This window comes from Xanthomonas sp. WHRI 1810A (assembly GCF_040202885.1).
Taxonomy (GTDB): Bacteria; Pseudomonadota; Gammaproteobacteria; order Pseudomonadales; family Pseudomonadaceae; genus Aquipseudomonas.
Map to the genome: position 1 here is coordinate 1 of NZ_JBEGED010000031.1, position 21,185 is coordinate 21,185.

Consider the following 21,185-nt stretch of genomic DNA (forward strand, 5'->3'; position numbering starts at 1 on the left):
ATGGATGGCCGTTGGCGGCGTGCCCACGGAGCGTCGCCGGAGTGAGGGAACCCGACGCAGGAGGGCCAAACCGGGAGGAAGACCTTTTGGTTACTTTTGGGGCGCCTTTGCCAAAAGTGACCCGCTGTAAGAGCGGAACCGATGTCAGCCACACCGCTAATAATGGATATTCACACGATTTAAGGCGTGTCAGACAAACCGCATCGCAGCCTTCGGCGGCTCGTCAGCTCCTACAGTGGATCGCGTGATCGATACAAAATCGGGCCACTTCGGATAACGGATGTCCACCCCAATCCATACACCCACGCGTCAAACCTCACTCCGGAATCACCGCAATCACGTCGATTTCCATCAGCCATTGCGGCTGACCCAGCGCCGACACCACCAGCCCGGTAGAAATCGGAAACACACCCTTGAGCCATCTCCCCACCACCAGATACACCTCCTCCCGATACCGCGGGTCGATCAGGTAAATGGTGATCTTGACGATATCCTGCAACTGACTGCCGGCTTCTTCCAGCAACTGCTTGATGTTCTTCATCGCCTGTTCCGCCTGGGCGGCGGCATCGCCCAGGCCGATGAGGTTACCCTCGAAATCCGTCCCCAGCTGCCCGCGAACGTACACCGTATTGCCTGCACGAACGGCCTGACACAAGTCATTGTCCAGGCTCTGGTTGGGGTAAGTGTCCTTGGTGTTGAACATGCGAATACGCGTATGAGTGGGCATGAGTGACCTGCAATTGAGCGAACGACAAAAGAGAGAACGGCCACTCCCTGGCCTGGCTTCACATTTTCAAACGGCGGCTGGCAACGGCGGCGCGTCGAAATAATCAGCGCGCACGGCGGCGCCGATCAGGTTGACGATCAGGCGCCCGGCGGTGATGCAACTGATGTTGTTGACGTCGGTGCTCGGGGTGATTTCCACGATGTCCATGCCCACCACCTTGCCCTTGTTCACCAGCCCGTGAATCAGCTTGCGGATCTGCACGTACGTGATCCCGCCCAATGCCGGCCCGGCCACGCCTGGCATGATCGACGGATCAAGGCCATCGGCGTCGATGGTCAGGTAGTAATTGCCGTTGTCGGGAATCATGTCCAGCACCGACTGCATGCCGTTGTCGTGCACGTCATAGGCGGTGATCAGGTGCGCGCCGTAATCCACCGCCGCCTGGAAATCCGCTGGCCGGCCGCTGCCCTGAGCGCGCAGGCCGATCTGGAAGATCTCGCCAATGTGTTCCATTTCCGAAGCGCGGCGGATCGGGCTCGACAAGCCGTCGCGCACGCCGTTGATCTCGTCGCGCCAGTCCAGGTGCGCGTCGATGTGAATCAGGGTGATCTCGCCGCGGCCTTCGTAGGCGCGCAGGATCGGGATCGGGATGCTGTGGTCGCCGCCGAGGATGATCGGCAGCGCGCCGGCGTCGAGGATCTTGCGGATCGCTTGTTCGGAGCGAACGCCGTGGCTGCTCAGGTCGGTCGGGTCCGCCGGGACGTTGCCGCAGTCCACCACTTTCAAGGCGCGGTTGTCGTAGATCGGGCCGCCGACGTCGAAATCGTAGTGGTGCAGGGCGCGGCAGATGCGGTCGCTCATGGCGCGAATGGCGTCCGGCGCTTTGCTCTGGTCGTTGGTGATGTGCTCGGCGACGTAGGCCTTGCCGTACGGCATGCCGATGATCGCGATGTGCGCGTCAAGGGTGTCCAGGTCGGTGCAGATCGGCGACCACAGAAAGCTCTGGTGTTTCTTGGACGGTGGAACGGTCAGTGGGAAATCCATGGGTGTCTCCTGAATGACGAATCAATACCGAATGAGTAAAGCGACGCGAAAACGATCAGCCTTCCATGGAGAGGAAACGTCGCAGTTCGGCAGTTTTCGGGTTGGAAAAGAGGGTTTCGGGGTCGCCGGATTCATGCACCAGGCCCTGGTGCATGAAGATCACCCGGTCACTGACGCGGCGCGCGAAGGCCATTTCGTGGGTGACCATGATCAGGGTCATGCCTTCTTTGGCCAGGCCTTCGACCACCTGCAGCACTTCGCCGACCAACTCCGGATCGAGCGCGGAAGTGATCTCGTCGCACAGCAGCACTTGCGGGTTCATCGCCAGGGAACGGGCAATAGCCACGCGCTGTTGCTGACCGCCGGACAACTGGTCGGGGAAGGCATCGAAGCGCTCGCCCAGGCCGACCCGGGTCAGCAGTTTGCGCGCGTGGCGTTCGGCCTCGACGCTGGAGGTTTTCTGCACCAGGCGCGGGGCGAGCATCACGTTCTGGCCGGCGCTCAAGTGCGGGAACAGGTTGAAGTTCTGGAAAATCATGCCCACGTTCTGGCGCAGTTCGCGCAGCGCGTTGCGGTCGTCCGGACGCACCAACTGGCCGTCGACCGTGACGCTGCCTTCCTGATAGGCCTCAAGCCCGTTGATGCAACGCAGCAGGGTGCTCTTGCCCGAACCGCTTTTGCCGATGATGCAGACCACTTCCTTGCGGGCGATCTGCAGGTCGACGCCCTTGAGCACTTCGTTGTCGCCGAAGCGTTTGCGCAGGCCGCGGATGTCCACCAGCGCAAAGCCGGGTTCGAGGTCTTGGGTGTGTGAAGGATTCATGTTGGCAAGCCCCTATCGGCGAAGTTTGTTTTCAAGGACGCGGCTGTACCACGACAGCGGAAAGCACAGCGCGAAGTACATCAACGCGACCGAGCCATAGATCAAGAACGGTTGGAACGTGGCGTTGGTGATGATCTGTCCGGCGCGGGTCATTTCGACAAACCCGATGACCGAGGTCAGCGCGGTGGCCTTGACCACCTGCACCATGAACCCGACTGTCGGCGCGATGCCGGCGCGAATCGCCTGGGGCAGGATCACGTAGCGCATCTGCTCGCTGAAGCTCAGGGCCAGGCTGCCGGACGCTTCCCACTGGCCGCGGTCGATGGACTCGATGCCGCCGCGCCAGATCTCGGTGAGGTAGGCGCTGGCGTACAGGGTCAGGCACACCGACGCGGCCACCAGCGGGGTGGTTTCGATGCCGAACATCGACAGGCCGAAATACACCAGAAACAGCTGCAGCAGCAGCGGCGTGCCCTGGAACAGCTGCACATAAAGCATCACCAGCCCGCGCACCAGCCGGTTGCCGGTCAGGCGCAACACCACCAGCAAGGCGCCGACCACGCCGCCACCGATGAACGCGATCAGCGACAGCGCGACGGTCCAGCGCAGGGCCAGCAACAGGTTTCGGGCGATGTCCCACAGGGTGAAGTCATACATGGGGATTCCCTCAGCGACCGAAGATGAAACGTGGACCGACCCAGTTCAGCAGGCGGCGCAGGGCGACGGCCAGCAGCAGGTACAGGAGGGCGACCACGATGTAGGTTTCGAAATTGCGGAACGAGGTGCTGGCGATCTGGTTGGCGGCGTAGGTCAGTTCTTCGGTGGAGATCTGGCTGCACACTGCCGAGCCCAGCATGATGATGACCATCTGCCCGACCAGCGTCGGCCACACGCGTTTGAGCGCCGGCGGCAGCACCACCCGGGTGAACACCTGCCAGCGATCCAGCGCCAGGCTCTGCGCCGCTTCGATCTGGCCGTTGGGGGTGGCTTCGATGCCGGAGCGGGCGATCTCGCTGACGTAGGCGCCGAGGTTGATCACGTTGGCCAGGATCGCCGCCGTCAGGGCGGTCATCTTCAGGCCCAGGCCGGGCAGGCCGAAAAAGATGAAGAACAGCTGAATGATGAACGGCGTGTTGCGGATCAGCTCCACGTACAGCCCCACGGTCCAGCGCGCCCAGCTCGGGCCCTTGCTGCGAATCAGGCCGCAGGTGATGCCCAGCACGGTGCCGAACACCGCCGAGATCAAGGTCAGCGCGATGGTCAGCAGCATGCCGTCCAGCAACAGCGGCCATTGTTTGAGGACCACAGAAAAATCCAGCGTCATGAGGGGATCGTCTCCGTGCGATTGAGGTGAGGCAGCAGGTCGCGAACGCGCGGCAGGTGTTCCAGACGTTCAAGGCGGGTGAACAGGGCGTGTGCTTCGGTGGTCGAGATCAGCGTGCCCGGCGTCGTGCCTGGTTCAGTGCGGGCTGCGCACTGCATGAATTTGCCGCGCAGTTGCGCCAGCGACAGCGGGTTGAACGCCGAGCCCAGGGCCATGGCGCAAAAGCGCTCGTGGGTGGTGCCGTCGGTGCAGACCACCTTGACCCACGCACCCTCGGGCGCCGACTCCAGCAGGTGCAACTGCCAGCGGTCGCTGCTGATCATGCGCACGCGTTTCATCAGCTGTTGCAGCTCAGGCCGGTGGAGGATGCTTACGGTCAGCGAGTCGAGGGTGATCTCGTCCAGCAGACAGGTCGCTGCCATGGCGAACGGCATGCTGAACTGCGCTTGCTGGCGCTGCGTCGGCGCGTCGTGGATCAGGTTCTGAATCACGATGGGCGGCACGTCGCAGATGATCTGGGCGATGTCATCGACGCTGATGGCGTCCAGCACCAGAATGTCCTTCAGGGCATCCACCGCCGCGTGGGACGACAGACAGATCGGGATCCGCTTGATGTCGACCCCCGGGGTCAGCAGGCTCCAGTCATGACCCAAGGCGGGCAACGGCGACAGCAAGCCGCTGTTGAACATCACCGCCAGGCCGTGGCTGTGTTCGACGATGTCCAGCGGGCCCTGACTGCCGTGACTGGCCAGCAACGCGGCAATTACGCCAGCCTCGCTGGTGCGCCCGGCCATGAGCATTTTTGCGTCGGTGCCGAAACCGGCTTTCATCCCGCCGCTCCCGGTCAATGCGATGCCCAGCGCCGATGCCGTTTGCGCAGCGTTCAGGCCCAGAGCATGGCAGGCCGCCGCGCAGGAACCGACCACACCCAGCACCCCGGTGGTCCACCAGCCGCGGTCGTAAATCTGCCGGCCCAATGCCCGGGCCAGCGCGTATTCACATTCGGCGCCGACCACGAACGCGGTCAGCAACGCCGCGCCGTCCAGGTCCCGCATCTGCGTCACCGCCAGCGCGGCCGGCAGGATCACCACCGACCCGTGGACGAAACCCGGGTAGCAGTTATCGTCGAAATCCAGCGCATGGCCGGCTGTGCCGTTGATGAACGCGGCAGCAGGGGCGCACAGCGCTCGGGTATCGCCCAACACCGCGCAATGGCCGACGGCGGCGGTCAGGCGGCTGACGGCGCGTGCCTGTTCGGCCACCTCGCTGCCGCTGCCGGCCAGTGCGACGCCGAAGGTGTCGATCAGGCAGCGCTTCGCCGCCTGCTGCACGGTGGCCGGTATGTCACTGAACCGAACCGTCGCGCTCCAGCGCGCCAGTTCGACCAGGGTCGGGGAGAGGGCGCCCATGATTACTCTGGAAGCTCGCCAGCCGGTGCGCCGAGCCATTTCTGGCTGATGGCGTCCAGGGTGCCGTCTTTCTTGGCTTCACGGATGATCTCGTTGACCTTGGCGCGCAGTTCCGGCTGATCCTTGTTCATGCCGATGTAGTTGGGCGCGTTGGACAGCACCACTTTGAGCTCGATGTCCATTTTCGGGTTCTTCTGCTTCAGGGCTGCCGCCACGGTGGTGCCGATGGCGACCATTTGCGTCTGCCCGGACAGGAACGCTGAGATGGTGCTGTTGTTGTCTTCGAAGCGCTTGGTCACCGCTTCAGGGGCGGCGTCGGTCAGCTCTTTGTCCTGCATCGAGCCGCGGGTCACCGACACGGTTTTGCCTGCCATGTCAGCCAGGGATTTGACCGGCAGCCCGGCCGCGCCGAACACGGCGTCGAAGAACGGCGAGTAAGCGATGCTGTAATCGATCACCTTTTCGCGCTCGGCGGTTTTGCCCAGGGACGAGATGGTGAAATCGGCCTTGCCCGACTGAATGTAGGCCACGCGGTTCGGCGCGGTCACCGGTACCAGTTGCAGCTTCACGCCCAGCTTCTTCGCCATCAGCGTCGCGACGTCGATGTCCAGGCCCTGCGGCGCCATGTCCGGACCCATGTAGCCATACGGCGGGTAATCCACCGGCACGGCGACCCGCAGCTGGTTGCTTTTCATGATGCGATCCAACGCGTCGCCCGCCTGGACGAAGGTGCTGGAAAACAGGGCGCAGAGGCCGGCCACGATCAGCGTTTTGGTAAAGGGCTTGCACGGATTGAGGTTCATGGTGGTGCTCCGAGGGTTAGCAATGGGGTTGACGCAAGTGCAGGCAAAGCAAAGGGGTTCAGGCCAGGTCCCACCATTCACCCAGGCTCAGGAGCTTTTCTTCGGTGTGGGTGACCGAGGCTTCGGCGTCCTGGTTGGCGTGGGCCGACATCAACGCCACCAGCATTTCGCTGACCAGCATGGCCGGCACGATGGTGTCGTAGAAGGACGGGGTCTGGTTCTTGACGATGATGGTTTCCGCCGCCAGCCGCGCCGTGGGCGAGGTCACGCTGTCGGTGATGGTGATGATCCGCACGCCTTGCTGGTGCAGGTAATTGGTCAGGGTGATCAGGCGGCGGGAATAGCGCGGCAGGCTGCACACCAGCGCCACGTCCTTGGCGCTGGTCTGGTTGATGATCGACATCACGCCGCTTTCGCCGGCGCCTTCCACCAGTCGCACGTTCTTGGCGAAGTAGGAGGCGATATGGGAGAACTGAAACGCCACGCCGAACGACGAGCGCATGCCCAGGCAGTAGACCTGACGCGCGCCCGCCAGCAGGGCGACGGCGCGGGACATGGAATCCAGGTTGTCGGGGCTGCACATCGATTGAATCTGTTCGATGGCGTTGTTGGCCATGTCCTCGATCACCCGGTGCTCGCCCACACGCTGCTTGAGTTCCACCAGGCCATGGGCGCGAGAGCCGTAGGCGTTGCTGTTGCCGCGCAGAGAATCGATGAACAGTTCGCGCAGCGCGTCGTAGCCGGACAGGCCCATGCGTTTGGCCAGCCGGGTCATGGTTGACGGCGGCACGTTGGCCAGCCGCGCCAGATCGCGCATGGACATCACGGCGACTTCGTGGGCGTTGTCCAGAATGAAACTCGCCGCCGCCCGCTCTTGCCGGGGGAAGGTTTCAAATTGCTGCTTGAGGTGTGCGCACAACAGGTCACGGTCCATCGACATCGCCACAACTTAAAGCGGAAGGTACGAGGGAAATTGCAACAGTTGTGCCAGAAATTTTGAAAATGATTCAAGTGAACCACCTTGCCCGTGTGTTGTTTTGTCACACCACCGGCAAGGCCCGGCTGGTTCATTCGATTTCGGTTGGGTTGATTCACTATTTGATTGAGGTGAATCGTTTTGCTCGTCTGCCGTTTGTTGCGGGCGAGCGTTTAACGCAAGTTACTCGCCGCTTTACGCGATGCATTGGTGCGCCGCACCGTGGCGGTGCGCAAATGATCACTCCACGCTCCGCGTGGTAACGGCACTCCAGACGCTCCGCGTCCCTAGGCCGGCCAGAATCAAAAGCTGCGCGGATTCTCGGGATTGATCGTTCCCACGCTCTGCGTGGTAACGGCATTCCGGACGCTCCGCGTCCCTATGACGCGGAGCGTCATGCACGGCATTCCCACGCGGAGCGTGGGAACGATCAATTGTGGGGTGTTTGCAGGTCAGGCGGCGCGTCGCAAAATTCGGGGTGCACGCGATCCCCTGTAGGAGCATTCGGAGGTTACGACGGGCGCGATGGGCTGCGAAGCGGCCCCACATCCTGCGATCACGGTTTAACTGATACACCGCATGCACCGGTTTCGCTGCCGCTGCGCGCCAGATCGCAGGACAAGCCAGCTCCCACGGCCTTCGGCCAGAATCAAAGGCGGCGCGGAGGTCTGGATCAAAGGTGGCGCAGTGAATTGCGGGCTGACATCTGAATCATGCTGCGTATGATGGGCCGGACGTTTTTTGCTGAGGCCGTTGCCATCATGATGAAGTTCTTCGCCGCGCTGTTGTGTGTCTTTTCCGGTCTGGCCAATGCCCAGCCTGCCTTGCTTTCCGACCTGGCCCTGCCTTATCTCGCCTCGGCCCCCACCGCCGCGAAAGACACGCCGCTGGTGATTTTCCTGCACGGCTACGGCAGTGACGAGCGCGACCTGTTCGGCATCAAGGACGACCTGTCCCCGGATTACACCTACCTCTCGGTGCGCGCGCCGCTGGATGTCGACGGCGGCGGGCACAAGTGGTTCAGCCAGGACACCGGCGTGGCCGACTACCAAGGCGTGACCAGCGACATCGACACCAGCACCACGCTGCTGACCACGTTCATCGAACAGGCGACCAAAAAATACGACACCCGGCCCGACAAGGTGGTCCTGATCGGTTTCAGCCAGGGCGCGATGATGAGTTATCAGATCGGCCTGCAGCACCCGGACCTGGTCCACGGCATTGCGCCGCTGAGCGGCAAGATTCTCTCGGCGTTGAAGGGACGGCTCAAAGCGGATGAACGGCTCAGGCCTCTGAAAGTGTTCATCGGCCACGGCACAGCAGACACCCGCGTGGCTTACACCGGCGCGACGGATGCCAGGGCGGCGCTGGAAAAGCTCAACGTAGCTCCCGAGTTTCACGCGTATCCGGGACTGGGGCACAGCATCAGCGGCAAGGAAGTGGATGATCTGAACACGTGGCTGAATGCGGCGCTGGGGGGTGCTGATCGGGATTGATCCGAAAGGCTCACCGCCCCCACCGACGTCTTCGCCGACAGACGGAGCGCCGCCCGGTCCGATCCCACAGGTGATGTGTGTGCTGTGCCTACAACCCCTGATTCGCGCGAATCAATTCATACGCCCGCCGTGCCAGGGGGTTGACCGTGTTCGGCCGGATCCACAGGTGATAGGTCACGTCCGGCAGCCTCGGCAAACCGTCGGCTTCCCCCAGTACGCGCATGTCCGGGCCGAGCATTTCCATGCTGCGCGGCGTCACCCCCAGCCCTGCGCGGGTGGCGGCCTTGATCCCGATCAGGTTTGACGCCAGGTACGCCTGCCGCCACGGAATATTTGCGCGCTCCAGGGCCTCCAGCGCGTAACGCCGATAAATGCTCGGTTCGTCCACCAGAATCAGCGGAATCGGCTCTCCCGGCACGTGCTGGTACTGCGCCGAACAAATCCACCACACCGGCGACGTGCGCAGGGGGAAGCCCTCCAGGCCTGGGTCCTCACGGGTGGATATCACCATGTCCACCTTGCCCCGGTGCAAGTCATCCATCAGGAACGGACTGCGCCCGACGTCGATTTCCAGGCGCAAACGCGGTGCCGAACGGGCGATGTGGCTGAGGATCGGCGGCAGGATGGTGTCGGCGATGTCGTGGGGCGAACCGATGCGCAGCACGCCGCTGAGGCTGCTTTCACGCAACGAGTTCAAGGCGTCGTCGTTGAGCGACAGCATCTGCCGGGCATGGCGCAGCAACTGCCGGCCGGGGTCGGTGAGCTGCTTGTGTCGGCCCTGTTTCTGAAACAGCCCCACGCCGACCTGCTGCTCCAGGCGTTGCATGTGCTGGGTCACGGACGATTGCGTACGCGCCAGGTGCACCCCGGCTTCGGCGAAACTGTGGTGGTCAACCACCGCGACAAAAGTGCGCAGCAGTTCGAGGTCGAGGGTGGTGGACATGGTGGTCTCGATGATGGGCTTTGTTGGAGCGAGGCTTGCCCGCGAAGTCCAAAACGCGGTGTGTCAGTTAAATCACGGTGCCAGCTTCGCGGGCAAGCCTCGCTCCAACAGGTAGTCATATAACCTGAAAACGTTAATACATTACGGTCTTTTATGAATTAGAAAGATTGGTCTAGATGCCGCTCCGCTAGGACCCAGTGTTTACGAGCTTATCGCGAATTGTCCCCACTGCCGAAATCAAAAAGTTATAACCATATTTGATCTTTGCATTTCCGTTCCGCGTTCGCCCTCCCTAGGATGCCCTTCATCCGCCAGCCTTCCTCAGAAAGGGCGGCGATCATACTTGAGGGGAACATCCATGCTGCACCTGCGCTCGCCCGTTACACGATTGTTGCCGCTGCTGTTCGGCGCGCTGTTCACCCTGGGCGCCAGCGCCATGGCTCAGGCCGATGCCACCCTGGACAAGATCGACCAGCGTCACCGCCTGGTGGTGGGCGTACTGCTCTCGGGCGGCCCATTCGGCTCCATCGACCCCGCCACGCAAAAACCGGTGGGCATGAACGTCGACCTGGCCCAGGACCTCGGCCGCCAGTTGGGCGCCGAAGTGGAGCTGGTGCCGGTGTTGCCCGCCAACCGCGTGCAGTTCCTGCAGCAGGGCAAGGTCGATCTGCTGATCGCCAACATGGAATGGACCGCCGAGCGCGGCCAGATCCTGGGCTTCGTGCCGACCCCGTTCTACCGCGTAGGCGGCACCGCCGCAGTGCTCAAGGACAGCAAAATCAGTAAATGGGAAGACCTCAAGGGCCAGCCGGTCTGCACCTCCCAGGGCAGCAGCTACGTCAAGCCGCTGACCGAGTTCGGCGCCGAACTCAAAGCCTTCAAAAGCTCGTCCGAATCCTTGCTGGCCCTGCGTGGCATTAACTGCGTCGCGGCGGTGCATGACGCCACCCTGATCAACCCGCTGATCGCCGACAGCGCCGAATGGAAGGACTACCGCGCCATCAGCCCCGAACTGAACCCGGCGCCGTCCGTGATCTGGACCCGCCCGGATCAGACCGACACCCAGGCCAGGCTCGACGCCATCGTCAAGCAGTGGCACCGCAGCGGTTGGTTGATCGAGGCCGAGAAGCGCCACCACATCACCCCGGCATCCCCCGCGCTGGTCGAGTTGCAAAAGCAGTTCCAGGCCGGCGCCTGATCCACGCACGCCACCCTCATTCGATGGCGCGGCCACCTACGCACCGGCGCGCTCTTAAAAGCATGCACAAGGCAGTCACCCATGAACCGCAGCGCTTTCGGCAAAACCCTCACCGCACTCAGCCTGATCCTGTGCGCCACGCTGGCCAATGCCGACGCGACGCTGGACAAGATTCAGCAGCGCCACAAGATCAGCATCGGCGTGATCCTCAGCGGCCCGCCGTTCGGCACCATCGACCCGAAAACCGGCGACCACCTGGGCTACAACGTCGAGCTGGCCAAAGGCATCGGCCAGAAGCTGGGCGTCGAGGTCGACACCGTGTCGGTGCTGGCGCCCAACCGTGTGCAGTTCCTGCAGCAGGGGAAGGTCGACATCCTGATCGCCAACATGCAGTACACCGATGAGCGCGCCGGGATCCTCGATTACGTGCCTACCCCGTATGAAGAAGTCGGCGGCGCGGCGTTGATCCGCAAAGGCGCGGGCATCACCCAATGGGCAGACCTCAAGGGCAAGCCGGTCTGCGTGTCCCAGGGCAGCAACTTCATCAAGCCGCTGCAGGAAACCTATGGCGCCGAGATCAAGGCCTTCCGCAGCCAGTCGGAGTCGCTGCTGTCCCTGCGCGGCAATGGTTGCGTGGCGGCGGTGCACGTCAGCCCCACCATGCACGCGTTGCTGGGCGACGCCGACTGGTCCGGTTTCGACATCCCGCTGTCCACGGATCTGATCCCGTCCAAATCGGTGATCTGGATCCGCAAGGGCGAAAAAGACACCCAGGCCAGACTCGACGCCATCGTTCGCGACTGGCACCGCAGCGGCTGGCTGATTGAAACCGGCGAGCGCACCGGCATGGCACCGTCCCAGGCCCTGCGTGACCTGCACGAGCAGTTCCGCAATGCCGCGCCGCTGGCCAGCCAGTAATTGTTCACGCGTCACAGATCGAGAAAAAGCCGATGAGCAACGACCTGTTCCAGATCCTCCAGCAACTCGTGGGCGCCAGCCATGTGCAGCGCGCCGACGAGGCCGCTGACCAACAGACCGACAAGCAAGGCACCTACGTGGGCCAGGCGCTGGCGGTGGTCCATCCGGCCAACACCGAAGAAGTGGCGGCGGTGGTCAAGGCCTGCGTGGCGTGCAAAACCCCCATCGTGGTGCAGGGCGGCAACACCGGGTTGATGGGCGCGGCCACCCCGGACGCCAGTGGCCGTTCGGTGCTGGTGTTGCTCGACCGCATGAACCGCGTGCGCCAGCTGGACACCGACAACGACACCCTCACCGTCGAGGCCGGCTGCATTTTGCAGAACGTTCAGGACGTGGCCCGCGAGGCCGGGCGTCTGTTCCCCCTGAGCCTGGGCGCGGAGGGCAGTTGCACCCTGGGCGGCAACCTCGGCACCAACGCTGGCGGCACGGCGGTGCTGCGTTACGGCAACACCCGGGAGCTGACGTTGGGGCTGGAAGTGGTCACCGCCGAAGGTGAAATCTGGAACGGCCTGCGTGGGCTGCGCAAGGACAACACCGGTTACGACCTGCGCGACCTGTACATCGGCAGCGAAGGCACGCTGGGCATTATCACGGCCGCGACACTGAAGCTGTTTCCGCTGCCCAAGGCTCAATGCACCGCGCTGCTGGCCTTCGATTCGTTGGCTCAGGCGGTGAGTTTCCTGTCCCACGCCCGGGCCGGTTTCGGCGCCAGCCTGACCGCTTTCGAATTGCTCACCGCCGATTGCCTGGCGCTGCTGCGCGAACAATTCCCGGACGGTCCGCAGCCGTTCATCCATGCCGCGCAACCCTGGTTCGCGCTGCTGGAACTGTCGGATAACCACAGCGACACCCACGCCCGCGAGTCCTTCGAGCACGTGCTGGGCGAAGCGTTTGAAGCCGACTTGCTGGCCGACGCCCTGATCGCCGAAAGCCTGGCGCAGAGCGAAGCGCTGTGGCTGCTGCGCGAGAACATGAGCGAGGCGCAGAAGAAGGCCGGGCGCAACATGAAGCACGACATCTCGATCCCGATCTCGCGCATCGTCGATTTCGTCAGCACCACCGACGCACTGCTGCAACGGCACTTCCCCGGCGTGCGCAATTTCACCTTCGGCCACCTGGGGGACGGCAACCTGCATTACAACGTCGCGCACCCGCTGGAATCCACGGTGGAGGCGCACATGGCGAACTACGCGGCCCTCAGCCAACTGGTCCACGACAGCACCGCGGCCCACGGCGGTTCCATCAGCGCCGAGCACGGCATCGGGCAGCGCAAGCTGGCGATGCTGCCGCGCTACAAAAGCCCGGTGGAGCTGGACCTGATGCGTCGCATCAAGCAGGCGCTGGACCCCGACAACCTGCTCAATCCGGGCAAGGTCCTGGCCAGCGCCCCGATCCCCGCCGACACCCCACACAGGACAGCGCCATGACCGTTCGTTTGTCACAGCGCGTACAGCGCGTTTCGCTGTCGGCCAATGCCGCGGCGAAATCCCGGGTCACCGAGTTGCGTGAAGCCGGCCGCGACATCATCGACATGACCACCGGCGAGCCGGACTTCGACACCCCGGAGCACATCAAGCAGGCGGCCTACAAAGCCATCGACGGCGGCGCCACCAAGTACACACCGACCCCCGGCGTGCGGAAACTGCGTGAAGCGGTGCAGCGCAAGCTCAAGCACGAAAACCGCCTGGACTACCCGCTGCCGTCCATCGTCATCGCCAACGGCGCCAAACAGATCATTTTCAACGCCTTCGCCGCGACCCTGGACGACGGCGACGAAGTGCTGGTGCCGGTGCCGTACTGGCCGTCGTTTCCGGACATTGTGCGCATCAATGGCGGCGAGACGGTGTTCATCGAATGCGGTCTGGAGCAGGGCTGCAAACTGACCCCGGAGCAACTGGAACAGCACATCAACGACCGCACCCGCTGGCTGATCCTCAACGGTCCCGGTAACCCGAGTGGCGCGGTGTACAGCGAGTCAGAACTGCGGGCGCTGGCCGAAGTGCTGCGCCGTCATCCCCAAGTGCTGGTGTTGCTGGACGAACTCTACGAACACATCCGTTTCGACGGCCAGCCGGCGCTGAGCCTGCTCAACGTCGCGCCGGACCTGCAGCCCCGCACCTTGCTGGTGGGTGGGGTGTCCAAGACCTACGCCATGACCGGCTGGCGCATCGGCTTCGGCGCCGGCCCGAAGGAACTCACCACCGCCATGACCGTCGTGCAGTCCCAGGCCACGTCCGGCGCTTCGTCGGTGGGGCAGGCCGCGGCACTGGCGGCGTTCGAAGGCGGGCTGGATTTCCTTCCGGCGCAAGTCGCGGCCTATCACCAGCGGCGGGACCTTGTGGTCAGTGCGCTGAAAGACGTTGACGGTCTGCAAGTGCTCGAACCCCAGGGCGGCTTCTTTGTGTTCGTGCGCTGCGCCGGATTGCTGGGGCGCGTGCGTCCTGACGGGCAGCGCCTGAACAACGATGACGACGTGGTGGATTACCTGCTGGAAGCCGGCGTGGCCGGTGTGGCAGGCAGCGCGTATGGCCTGTCGCCGTGGTTTCGTCTGTCGATCGCCACCGCCACCGCCACCGAGAGCGTGGCCGAAGCCGGGCGGCGGATCGCGGCGGCGTGTGCGCAACTGCGCGTCGGGGCGTTGGCATGAGTCATTGGCTTGAATTGTTCGTGCAGTGGACGGCGACGCTGGGGCTGAACTACAGCTTTCTGCTGGACGCCTACCAGCGCGGCTCGATCGTCAACGGCGCGCTCACCAGCGTGGCACTGTGCGCGTTCACCATCGTCGGCAGCCTGCTGGCGGGCGTGGCGCTGGCGGCGATGCTGACCTCCGGCAAACCGTGGCTGGCAAAACCGGCCCGGGTGTTCATCGAAGTCACCCGCAACACCCCGACCCTGGTCCAGCTCTATTGCGCGTTCCTTGTGCTGAACATGCTGCTGACCCAGGCCGTGGGCGCGGCCAACCCGCTGACGCCGTTCGCCTGGGTGGTGATCGTGATTTCCCTGCACAAGGGCGCGTTCCACGCCGAGGCCCTGCGCGCTGGCATCGAAGCGGTGCCTGCCGTCACTCTGGAGGCTGCGAGCTCTCTGGCGTTCAGCAGCCGCCAGTTGCTGTGGAATGTGCAGTTGCCGCTGGCGCTGCGTTTTGCGCTGCCATCGCTGATCAACAACCTGATCGATCTGGTGAAGATGACCGCGGTGGCATCGGCGATTGCGGTGGGCGACATCACCTACGCCTCGATCATGATCTGGACCCAAAGCGACAACGTGCTGGAACTGATGATGTTGCTGCTGGCGTTTTTTGGCCTGTTGAGCTTCATCGTCAACTGCGCCGGACGTGCCCTCGAAACCCGCTTGAGGATGCCCGGCTATGGCCATTGATTCGTCCGTCGCCGCGCCGCTGAACTGGCCGCGCCGGCATGTCGGCAAACTGGCGTTGCTGGTGATCGCCGCACTCTGGCTGATCTTCGGCGCACCCCACAGCCCGGTGTTCAAGGCGCTGGTGGAATGGTCGCCGGCGCTGGCCAGCGGCTTTGGCCAGAACATCCTGATCAGCCTGCTGGCGATTGCCCTCGGTTCGCTGCTCGGCCTGCTGGTGGGCGCCCTGGCCGTGTCGCCGTTCTGGCTCATGCGCCTGCCGGCCAAGGTCTGGGTGCAGGTGTTTCGCAACGCGCCATGGCTGGTGCTGATCTACTTCACCACCTACGTGTTCCCGTTCGAGATTCACATCGGCAGCAGCTGGATCTCGTTCCCGGACTGGGTGAAAGTCACCCTCGGCCTGGCCCTGCCAGCCAGCGCCAACGTCGCCGAGATCTTCCGTGGCGCCATCGGCTCGATCCCCAGCACCCAGTGGGAAGCGGCGCGTTCCCTGGCGTTCAGCCGGGGGCAGATTTTCCGCTCGATCATCCTGCCGCAGTGCTTCAAGCGCATGTTGCCGCCGTGGATGAACCTCTACGCGGTGATCACCATGGGCACGGCGCTGTCCTCCCTGGTGGGCGTCCACGACCTGATCGACACCGCGCAGATCGCCAGCAACACAGTCAACCTCACCGGGTTCACCGTGCTGATCTACTTCAGCGTGCTGGCGCTGTTCTTCGCCTATTGCTACCCGATTTCCCGACTTACTCAACGCCTGGAGCGACGTTATGCCTTCTCCTGAAACGCTCGCCGCCGAACCCCTGGTCAGCCTGCGCGACATTCACCTGTCGTTCGGTCAGAACCGCGTGCTCAAGGGCATCGATCTGGACGTGCAGCGCGGTCAGGCGGTGTCGATCATCGGCCCGTCCGGCTCGGGCAAATCCACCATTCTGCGCTGCATCACCGGGTTGCTTTCGCCACAGCGCGGCAGCATCCGCGTGGGCAGCACCGAGGTGCAGAACCTCACCAGCGAGGCCCAGCGCATCGAGCTGCGCAAGAAGGTCGGTTTCGTGTTCCAGCAGTACAACCTGTTCCCGCACCTGTCGGTCCTGGAAAATCTGGTGATCGCGCCGCGCAAGGTATTGGGCCGCACTGCGGTGGACGCCGAAAAAGAGGCCCGGGCGTTGCTCGCCAAAGTGCGCATGGAGCACAAGGCCGACGCGTACCCGGGGCAGTTGTCCGGGGGGCAGCAGCAGCGGGTGGCGATTGCCCGGGCGCTGGCGATGCGGCCTGAGTTGATTCTGTTCGATGAAGTGACCTCGGCGCTGGACCCGGAAACCGTGGGCGAGGTCCTGACGGTGATTCGCGAGCTGACCGAGGAAGGCATGACCTGCGTGCTGGTGACCCATGAAATGCGCTTCGCCGAAGACATCAGCGACGTGGTGTATTTCACCGAGAACGGGCTGATCGTCGAAAGCGGCAGCGCCGAACAGATCTTCCAGCGGCCCACCAGCGAGCGCACCCAGGCCTTCCTGCGCCACGCTCTGGGCGACGCCGGCCGCCGCCCTGCGGTGAACGGCGACCCGTATTTATTGAGCAATATCAGTCGGTACAGTTTGTCCGTGTGAAGACGTGCACGTTTTCGGATACCTGAATTCGATCTGACAGATTCAACAATCCCTGTGGGAGGGAGCTTGCTCGCGAGAGGCCGATACATCCGGCACATCTTCGGCGTGAGAACCATCGCATCGCGAGCAAGCTCCCTCCCACGATCGCAAGTCCTGAATATCTACAAAAAAAGGAGCACCTGATGAGCACCGAACACCGCAGCCACGTGATCGAAGATTTCCTGCAGAAGATCCGGGTCATCCATGCCCGTGGCGTTGACCGCGCCGCGCTGGAGGAGATCGTCGGCCTGCTGGAAAACCTCGCCCGGCGCCACGACCTGTTCAACTTCGACAGCTTCCCGTCGCCGGTGCCGAGGGAGGGCGACACCGCCTTCCGCTACCGCCTGAACGACGACGGCGACACCCCGACGCTGTACATGAATTCCCTGCTGCCAGGTAAAAGCACATTGCCGCACAACCACGAAACCTGGGCGGTGATCGTTGCCGTGCAAGGCCAGGAGATCAATTACGTCTGGGCCCGCACCGACGACGGCAGCGACCCGGCATTCGCGACAATCGAACTGGAAAAAGAAGTGGTCGTGCAGCCGGGCACGTCCATCAGCTTCCTGGGTGAAGACCTACACGGGATCAAGGTCGACGGTGACACCCCGACCCTGCATTTCCACCTGTACGGCCGCCCGCTGGAATCGTTGAACGGCCGGTACGGCGTCAACCTGGAAGGCAAGGTCCTCAATTACAACGCCTCGCAAATGGCGCCGTCCATCAAGGCTTACTCATGATCGATCTCTATTTCTGGCCGACAGGCAACGGGCTGAAAGTCGCGATTTTGCTGGAAGAACAGGAGCTGCCTTACGTCGTGCGGCCGATCAACATCCGCACCGGCGAACAGAAGCAGGCGTGGTTTCAGGCCATCAGCGCCAACGGGCGGATTCCGGCGATTGTGGATCACGCACCGGGCACGAACACGGGAGGCGGCGAGCCCCTGAGCCTGTTTGAATCCGGGGCTATTCTCAATTATCTGGCGAACAAGGCCGGGCAGTTTTTACCGGCTGAGGGCAGCGTCGAGCGCCAGCGGGTGCAGGAATGGCTGTTCTGGCAGGTCGGGCATGTCACGCCGTACCTGAGCCAGTTGCAGGTGTTCAAGGAGAAAGCGCCGGCGCCGATTCCGTTCGCGCTGGACCAACTGGGCGCCGAGGCGACGCGCTTGTACGGCGTGCTGGAAACGCGGTTGAGCCAGGTGCCATTCGTGGCGGGCGAATATTCGATTGCCGACATGGCGATCTTCCCGTGGATCCAGCCGACGCGGCAGGGCCAGGACCTGACGCAGTACCCCAACATCGACGCCTGGCGCGAACGCATCAAAGCCCGCCCGGCGGTGCAGCGTGCGTACGCCAAGGGCCGGAAGATCGCACCGGGCGAGAAGGCGTTGGCGTTGCAGTAATGGTACTCAGAACCTGTTGGAGCGAGGCTTGCCCGCGAAGAGGCCGGTTCGTTCAATGGGTTTTTTGAACCTGTACCACGTTCGCGGGCAAGCCTCGCTCCAACAGGTTTAGGGTTGCCCGCACAAAACTCGGAGAACAAGAGAACCCCATGAGCCAGACCATCACCCCGCAACGCCTCCAGACCTGGCTGTTCGACGGGCAGGAAATCGCGCTGTTCGACGTGCGCGAGCACGGTCAGTACGGCGAAGCGCACTTGTTTCACGGGGTGAACCTCCCCTATAGCCGCCTTGAGATGGAGGTCCGCCGTCTGGCGCCGAACCCCGGCGTGCGTCTGGTCATTTACGACCAGGACGGCGGCACGCTGGCCTCGCGCGCGGCCGAGCGGTTGCGCGCACTGAATTACACCCGTGTTCACCGCCTCGAAGGTGGCGCCGACGGTTGGCAGGCCGCCGGTTTGCAGTTGTTCGCCGGCGTGCACGTGCCGTCCAAAGCCTTCGGCGAGATCGTCGAAGAAGCCAGCCACACCCCGCACATCAGCGCGACCGAACTGGCCGCGTGGCAGGCAAAAGGCGAGCCGTTGCTGGTGCTGGACGGTCGCCCGTTCGACGAATACCGCAAGATGACCATCCCCGGTTCCATCTGCTGCCCCAACGGCGAACTGGGTTATCGCCTGGCCAATCTGGTCAGCGATGACACCACCCCCATCGTCGTCAATTGCGCCGGTCGCACCCGCAGCATCATCGGCGCACAAACCCTGATCGACCTGGGCGTGAAGAACCCGGTCTACGCCCTGGAAAACGGCACCCAAGGTTGGTACCTCGCCGACCTGCCGCTGGAACACGGCAGCAGCCGGCGCTACACCGAGGTCTCGCCCCAGGCCTCTCTGGACGCACAACGCCACGCCGCGCAACAGCTGGCGCAGCGGGCCGGTGTGGTCACGGTGGACGCGGAGCAAGTGGCCAAGTGGGCGGAAGACCGCGACCGCAGTTTGTTTCTGTGCGATGTGCGCACGCCCGAAGAATTCGCCCTCGGCAGTTTGCCCGGTGCGCAGCACACGCCGGGCGGCCAGCTGATTCAATCCACCGATCTGTACGTCGGCGTGCGTCAGGCGCGGCTGGTGCTGGTGGATGCCGACGGCGTCCGCGCGCCGATTGTCGCCAGCTGGTTGCGCCAGTTGGGGCATGAGGCCTGTGTGCTGCAAGACGGCCTTCACAGCGGGCTGGCTTTGGCGGCGACCGAGCAATCGGTCACCCCCGCGTTGTCGACGATCAGCGCCACTCAGCTGTTCGATGCGCTGAAGGACAATGCCGTGGCGGTGGTGGATCTGCGGCCGAGCATGGCGTTCCGCAAGGGCCACATCGAAGGCGCGCACTGGTCGATTCGGCCATTGCTGGCGGCCGATGTCGCCCATGAACCCCGGCCACTGGTGTTCATCGCCGAGACCCCGGCCCTGGCGGACATCGCTGCGCTGGAATTGCCTGAATCGCAACGGGCCCAGGCACGGGTCCTCGCGGGCGGGATCAACGCCTGGCAGTCGGCCGGCCTTGCGGTTGTGGAAGACTCGGGCGACCTGTCCGACGCGCAGTGCATCGATTTTCTGTTCTTCACCCATGATCGCCACTCCGGCAACAAGGACGCGGCGCGCCAGTACCTGGCCTGGGAAATCGGCTTGCTTGGGCAGATGACCGAGCAAGAAATCGCCAGCCTCAAACCCCTGGGCGCAGCCCCGACGCAGGACCGGGTTCGCACGCGGCTGGTGCATGCGGCGCGGGGCGAGAAGGGCAGCGGCATCCGCGGCGTCAACCCGCCTGTGTCGCGCATGAGCACGGTGCTGTTCGACAGCCTGCACGACATGCGCGATGCGCGGAAACGCCGGGACACCGAGCGCGTGTTGAGTTACGGCGCGCGGGGCAATCCCACGGCGTTCGAACTGGAAGACCTGGTCACCGAGCTGGAAGGCGGTTATCGCACGCGCCTGTTCGGCACTGGTCTGGCGGCGGTGGCGCAGACGTTTCTGGCGTACCTGCGCCCCGGCGATCACGTGCTGATCACCGACGCGGTGTACTCGCCGGTGCGTCAGGTGGCCCAGGCCTTTCTGGCGCCGTTCGGCATCGAGTACAGCTTCTTTCCCGCTGACGGCTCAGGGCTCGAAGCGCTGCTGCAGGCCAACACCAAAATGGTCTACGCCGAAGTGCCGGGTTCGCTGCTGTACGAACTGAGCGACCTGCCGGCCATGGCTGCGGTGTGCAAACCGCGAGGGATCCTGCTGGCGGTGGACAACACCTACGGCTCCGGTTACCAGTACCGGCCGCTGACCCTGGGCGCGGACATTTCGATCATGGCCCTGACCAAATACCTGTGCGGCCACAGCGACGTGGTGATGGGCAGCGTCTGCACCACGCAAGACGTCTGGCAGCCATTGGCGGTGATGACCGACACCTTCGGCAGCACCGTCAGCCCGGACGATGCTTATCTGGTGCTGCGCGGCGCGCGTACCCTGTCGGCGCGGCTGGACGTGCATCAGCGCCAGGGATTGCAGGTCGCGCACTGGTTGCAGGGCCATCGGCAGGTCAAGCGCGTGTTCCACCCGGCCTTGCCCGACCACCCGAGCCACGCCCTGTGGAAACGCGATTTCACTGGCAGCAACGGGCTGGTGACCTTCGAGCTGCTGGACAGTGATCCCGACAAACTGGCGCGCTTCATCGACGGTTTGCAGCTGTTTGGGCTCGGCGCTTCATGGGGCGGTTTCGAAAGCCTGATCATCGTCGCCAGCGTCAAAGACCGCGTCAACGCCGACGACAAAACGCTCAACCCGCTGTTGCGCCTGCACATCGGCCTGGAAGACGTCAGCGCGTTGATCGAGGATCTGGAACGCGGGTTTGCGGCGATCCGGTGATGACGCGGACGCGGAGCGTCCAGGGCGGCATTCCCACGCAGAGCGTGGGAACGATCAAACGGCCTGTGGCCAGAATCAAAAGCTGCGCGGGTTGATGGCGTTCCACCGTTCAGCTTCTGCCCGGAGGGCGTGGGAGTCCGGCTT

21 protein-coding genes are annotated in these 21,185 nt (G+C 63.7%); 12 read left to right on the plus strand and 9 right to left on the minus strand.

The window, feature by feature from the left end; all coding sequences use genetic code 11:
* Nucleotides 1-316: 316 nt before the first annotated feature.
* From ABQX22_RS26085 to ABQX22_RS26120, 8 genes are all read right to left on the minus strand, one after another.
* Nucleotides 317-727, minus strand: coding sequence for a RidA family protein (locus ABQX22_RS26085; protein WP_349802753.1), 411 nt, complete (start codon nt 725-727; stop codon nt 317-319).
* A gap of 66 nt (nt 728-793) precedes the next feature.
* The gene (locus tag ABQX22_RS26090; protein WP_349802754.1) at nt 794-1,771 is read right to left on the minus strand and encodes an agmatinase; all 978 of its coding nucleotides are present in this window, start codon (nt 1,769-1,771) and stop codon (nt 794-796) included.
* A gap of 55 nt (nt 1,772-1,826) precedes the next feature.
* Nucleotides 1,827-2,594, minus strand: a complete 768-nt coding sequence (locus ABQX22_RS26095) for an amino acid ABC transporter ATP-binding protein (protein ID WP_349802755.1) — start codon at nt 2,592-2,594, stop codon at nt 1,827-1,829.
* Nucleotides 2,595-2,606: 12 nt separating this feature from the next.
* A complete protein-coding gene (locus ABQX22_RS26100) occupies nt 2,607-3,251 on the minus strand; it encodes an amino acid ABC transporter permease (protein ID WP_349802756.1) in 645 nt (214 codons plus the stop codon).
* A 10-nt stretch (nt 3,252-3,261) separates the two neighbouring features.
* Nucleotides 3,262-3,918: an amino acid ABC transporter permease gene (locus tag ABQX22_RS26105; protein ID WP_349802757.1), complete on the minus strand. Its 657-nt coding sequence runs from the start codon at nt 3,916-3,918 to the stop codon at nt 3,262-3,264.
* Nucleotides 3,915-5,327, minus strand: coding sequence for an MmgE/PrpD family protein (locus ABQX22_RS26110; protein ID WP_349802758.1), 1,413 nt, complete (start codon nt 5,325-5,327; stop codon nt 3,915-3,917). Before ABQX22_RS26110 ends, ABQX22_RS26105 begins: the two co-directional genes overlap by 4 nt.
* Nucleotides 5,328-5,329: 2 nt before the next feature.
* Nucleotides 5,330-6,130: a transporter substrate-binding domain-containing protein gene (locus tag ABQX22_RS26115; protein WP_349802759.1), complete on the minus strand. Its 801-nt coding sequence runs from the start codon at nt 6,128-6,130 to the stop codon at nt 5,330-5,332.
* Nucleotides 6,131-6,188: 58 nt separating this feature from the next.
* The gene (locus tag ABQX22_RS26120) at nt 6,189-7,064 is read right to left on the minus strand and encodes a MurR/RpiR family transcriptional regulator (RefSeq protein ID WP_349802760.1); all 876 of its coding nucleotides are present in this window, start codon (nt 7,062-7,064) and stop codon (nt 6,189-6,191) included.
* A gap of 68 nt (nt 7,065-7,132) precedes the next feature.
* Between ABQX22_RS26120 and ABQX22_RS26125 the strand changes: the two genes are divergently transcribed.
* Together ABQX22_RS26125 and ABQX22_RS26130 are read left to right on the plus strand one after the other, a co-directional pair.
* The gene (locus ABQX22_RS26125) at nt 7,133-7,369 is read left to right on the plus strand and encodes a hypothetical protein (RefSeq protein ID WP_349802761.1); all 237 of its coding nucleotides are present in this window, start codon (nt 7,133-7,135) and stop codon (nt 7,367-7,369) included.
* 450 nt (nt 7,370-7,819) lie between these two features.
* The gene (locus ABQX22_RS26130) at nt 7,820-8,602 is read left to right on the plus strand and encodes an alpha/beta hydrolase (protein ID WP_349802762.1); all 783 of its coding nucleotides are present in this window, start codon (nt 7,820-7,822) and stop codon (nt 8,600-8,602) included.
* 88 nt (nt 8,603-8,690) lie between these two features.
* Here ABQX22_RS26130 and ABQX22_RS26135 read toward each other — a convergent pair whose 3' ends face one another.
* Complete coding sequence (locus tag ABQX22_RS26135) at nt 8,691-9,545, minus strand: LysR substrate-binding domain-containing protein (RefSeq protein WP_349802763.1); 855 nt, start codon at nt 9,543-9,545, stop codon at nt 8,691-8,693.
* A gap of 358 nt (nt 9,546-9,903) precedes the next feature.
* On the opposite strand from ABQX22_RS26135, the gene ABQX22_RS26140 reads away from it, so the two are divergent.
* The 10 genes from ABQX22_RS26140 (at nt 9,904) to metC (ending at nt 21,041) form a co-directional block, all read left to right on the plus strand.
* A complete protein-coding gene (locus tag ABQX22_RS26140) occupies nt 9,904-10,743 on the plus strand; it encodes a transporter substrate-binding domain-containing protein (protein ID WP_349802764.1) in 840 nt (279 codons plus the stop codon).
* Between the two features lie 81 nt (nt 10,744-10,824).
* On the plus strand, nt 10,825-11,661 hold the full coding sequence (locus ABQX22_RS26145; protein WP_349802765.1) for a transporter substrate-binding domain-containing protein: 837 nt from the start codon (nt 10,825-10,827) through the stop codon (nt 11,659-11,661).
* Between the two features lie 32 nt (nt 11,662-11,693).
* Complete coding sequence (locus ABQX22_RS26150) at nt 11,694-13,148, plus strand: FAD-binding oxidoreductase (protein WP_349802766.1); 1,455 nt, start codon at nt 11,694-11,696, stop codon at nt 13,146-13,148.
* Nucleotides 13,145-14,368 (plus strand): aminotransferase class I/II-fold pyridoxal phosphate-dependent enzyme, encoded by a 1,224-nt coding sequence (locus ABQX22_RS26155; RefSeq protein ID WP_349802767.1) that lies wholly within the window; start codon nt 13,145-13,147, stop codon nt 14,366-14,368. The genes ABQX22_RS26150 and ABQX22_RS26155 overlap by 4 nt, the downstream gene beginning before the upstream one ends.
* Complete coding sequence (locus ABQX22_RS26160) at nt 14,365-15,099, plus strand: amino acid ABC transporter permease (RefSeq protein ID WP_349802768.1); 735 nt, start codon at nt 14,365-14,367, stop codon at nt 15,097-15,099. The genes ABQX22_RS26155 and ABQX22_RS26160 overlap by 4 nt, the downstream gene beginning before the upstream one ends.
* Complete coding sequence (locus tag ABQX22_RS26165) at nt 15,089-15,877, plus strand: amino acid ABC transporter permease (RefSeq protein WP_349802769.1); 789 nt, start codon at nt 15,089-15,091, stop codon at nt 15,875-15,877. Before ABQX22_RS26160 ends, ABQX22_RS26165 begins: the two co-directional genes overlap by 11 nt.
* Nucleotides 15,864-16,703 (plus strand): amino acid ABC transporter ATP-binding protein, encoded by an 840-nt coding sequence (locus ABQX22_RS26170; RefSeq protein ID WP_349802770.1) that lies wholly within the window; start codon nt 15,864-15,866, stop codon nt 16,701-16,703. Before ABQX22_RS26165 ends, ABQX22_RS26170 begins: the two co-directional genes overlap by 14 nt.
* Nucleotides 16,704-16,885: 182 nt before the next feature.
* On the plus strand, nt 16,886-17,482 hold the full coding sequence (locus ABQX22_RS26175; RefSeq protein ID WP_349802771.1) for a cysteine dioxygenase family protein: 597 nt from the start codon (nt 16,886-16,888) through the stop codon (nt 17,480-17,482).
* Entirely contained in the window at nt 17,479-18,144 is a 666-nt protein-coding gene (locus tag ABQX22_RS26180) for a glutathione S-transferase family protein (RefSeq protein ID WP_349802772.1), read from the plus strand. Before ABQX22_RS26175 ends, ABQX22_RS26180 begins: the two co-directional genes overlap by 4 nt.
* Nucleotides 18,145-18,293: 149 nt before the next feature.
* The gene (metC, locus tag ABQX22_RS26185) at nt 18,294-21,041 is read left to right on the plus strand and encodes a cystathionine beta-lyase (RefSeq protein ID WP_349802773.1); all 2,748 of its coding nucleotides are present in this window, start codon (nt 18,294-18,296) and stop codon (nt 21,039-21,041) included.
* Nucleotides 21,042-21,185: the final 144 nt, after the last annotated feature.

Excerpts from the sequence above, each read along its gene's own strand:
- ABQX22_RS26135 (WP_349802763.1), bottom strand. The coding sequence starts at position 9,545 with ATGTCCACCACCCTCGACCTCGAACTGCTGCGCACTTTTGTCGCGGTG.
- ABQX22_RS26155 (WP_349802767.1), top strand. The coding sequence starts at position 13,145 with ATGACCGTTCGTTTGTCACAGCGCGTACAGCGCGTTTCGCTGTCGGCC.
- ABQX22_RS26120 (WP_349802760.1), bottom strand. The coding sequence starts at position 7,064 with ATGGACCGTGACCTGTTGTGCGCACACCTCAAGCAGCAATTTGAAACC.
- ABQX22_RS26095 (WP_349802755.1), bottom strand. The coding sequence starts at position 2,594 with ATGAATCCTTCACACACCCAAGACCTCGAACCCGGCTTTGCGCTGGTG.
- ABQX22_RS26085 (WP_349802753.1), bottom strand. The coding sequence starts at position 727 with ATGCCCACTCATACGCGTATTCGCATGTTCAACACCAAGGACACTTAC.
- ABQX22_RS26105 (WP_349802757.1), bottom strand. The coding sequence starts at position 3,918 with ATGACGCTGGATTTTTCTGTGGTCCTCAAACAATGGCCGCTGTTGCTG.
- metC (WP_349802773.1), top strand. The coding sequence starts at position 18,294 with ATGAGCCAGACCATCACCCCGCAACGCCTCCAGACCTGGCTGTTCGAC.
- ABQX22_RS26090 (WP_349802754.1), bottom strand. The coding sequence starts at position 1,771 with ATGGATTTCCCACTGACCGTTCCACCGTCCAAGAAACACCAGAGCTTT.
- ABQX22_RS26100 (WP_349802756.1), bottom strand. The coding sequence starts at position 3,251 with ATGTATGACTTCACCCTGTGGGACATCGCCCGAAACCTGTTGCTGGCC.
- ABQX22_RS26160 (WP_349802768.1), top strand. The coding sequence starts at position 14,365 with ATGAGTCATTGGCTTGAATTGTTCGTGCAGTGGACGGCGACGCTGGGG.
- ABQX22_RS26115 (WP_349802759.1), bottom strand. The coding sequence starts at position 6,130 with ATGAACCTCAATCCGTGCAAGCCCTTTACCAAAACGCTGATCGTGGCC.
- ABQX22_RS26165 (WP_349802769.1), top strand. The coding sequence starts at position 15,089 with ATGGCCATTGATTCGTCCGTCGCCGCGCCGCTGAACTGGCCGCGCCGG.
- ABQX22_RS26140 (WP_349802764.1), top strand. The coding sequence starts at position 9,904 with ATGCTGCACCTGCGCTCGCCCGTTACACGATTGTTGCCGCTGCTGTTC.
- ABQX22_RS26175 (WP_349802771.1), top strand. The coding sequence starts at position 16,886 with ATGAGCACCGAACACCGCAGCCACGTGATCGAAGATTTCCTGCAGAAG.
- ABQX22_RS26125 (WP_349802761.1), top strand. The coding sequence starts at position 7,133 with ATGATTCAAGTGAACCACCTTGCCCGTGTGTTGTTTTGTCACACCACC.
- ABQX22_RS26110 (WP_349802758.1), bottom strand. The coding sequence starts at position 5,327 with ATGGGCGCCCTCTCCCCGACCCTGGTCGAACTGGCGCGCTGGAGCGCG.
- ABQX22_RS26145 (WP_349802765.1), top strand. The coding sequence starts at position 10,825 with ATGAACCGCAGCGCTTTCGGCAAAACCCTCACCGCACTCAGCCTGATC.
- ABQX22_RS26180 (WP_349802772.1), top strand. The coding sequence starts at position 17,479 with ATGATCGATCTCTATTTCTGGCCGACAGGCAACGGGCTGAAAGTCGCG.
- ABQX22_RS26130 (WP_349802762.1), top strand. The coding sequence starts at position 7,820 with ATGCTGCGTATGATGGGCCGGACGTTTTTTGCTGAGGCCGTTGCCATC.
- ABQX22_RS26150 (WP_349802766.1), top strand. The coding sequence starts at position 11,694 with ATGAGCAACGACCTGTTCCAGATCCTCCAGCAACTCGTGGGCGCCAGC.
- ABQX22_RS26170 (WP_349802770.1), top strand. The coding sequence starts at position 15,864 with ATGCCTTCTCCTGAAACGCTCGCCGCCGAACCCCTGGTCAGCCTGCGC.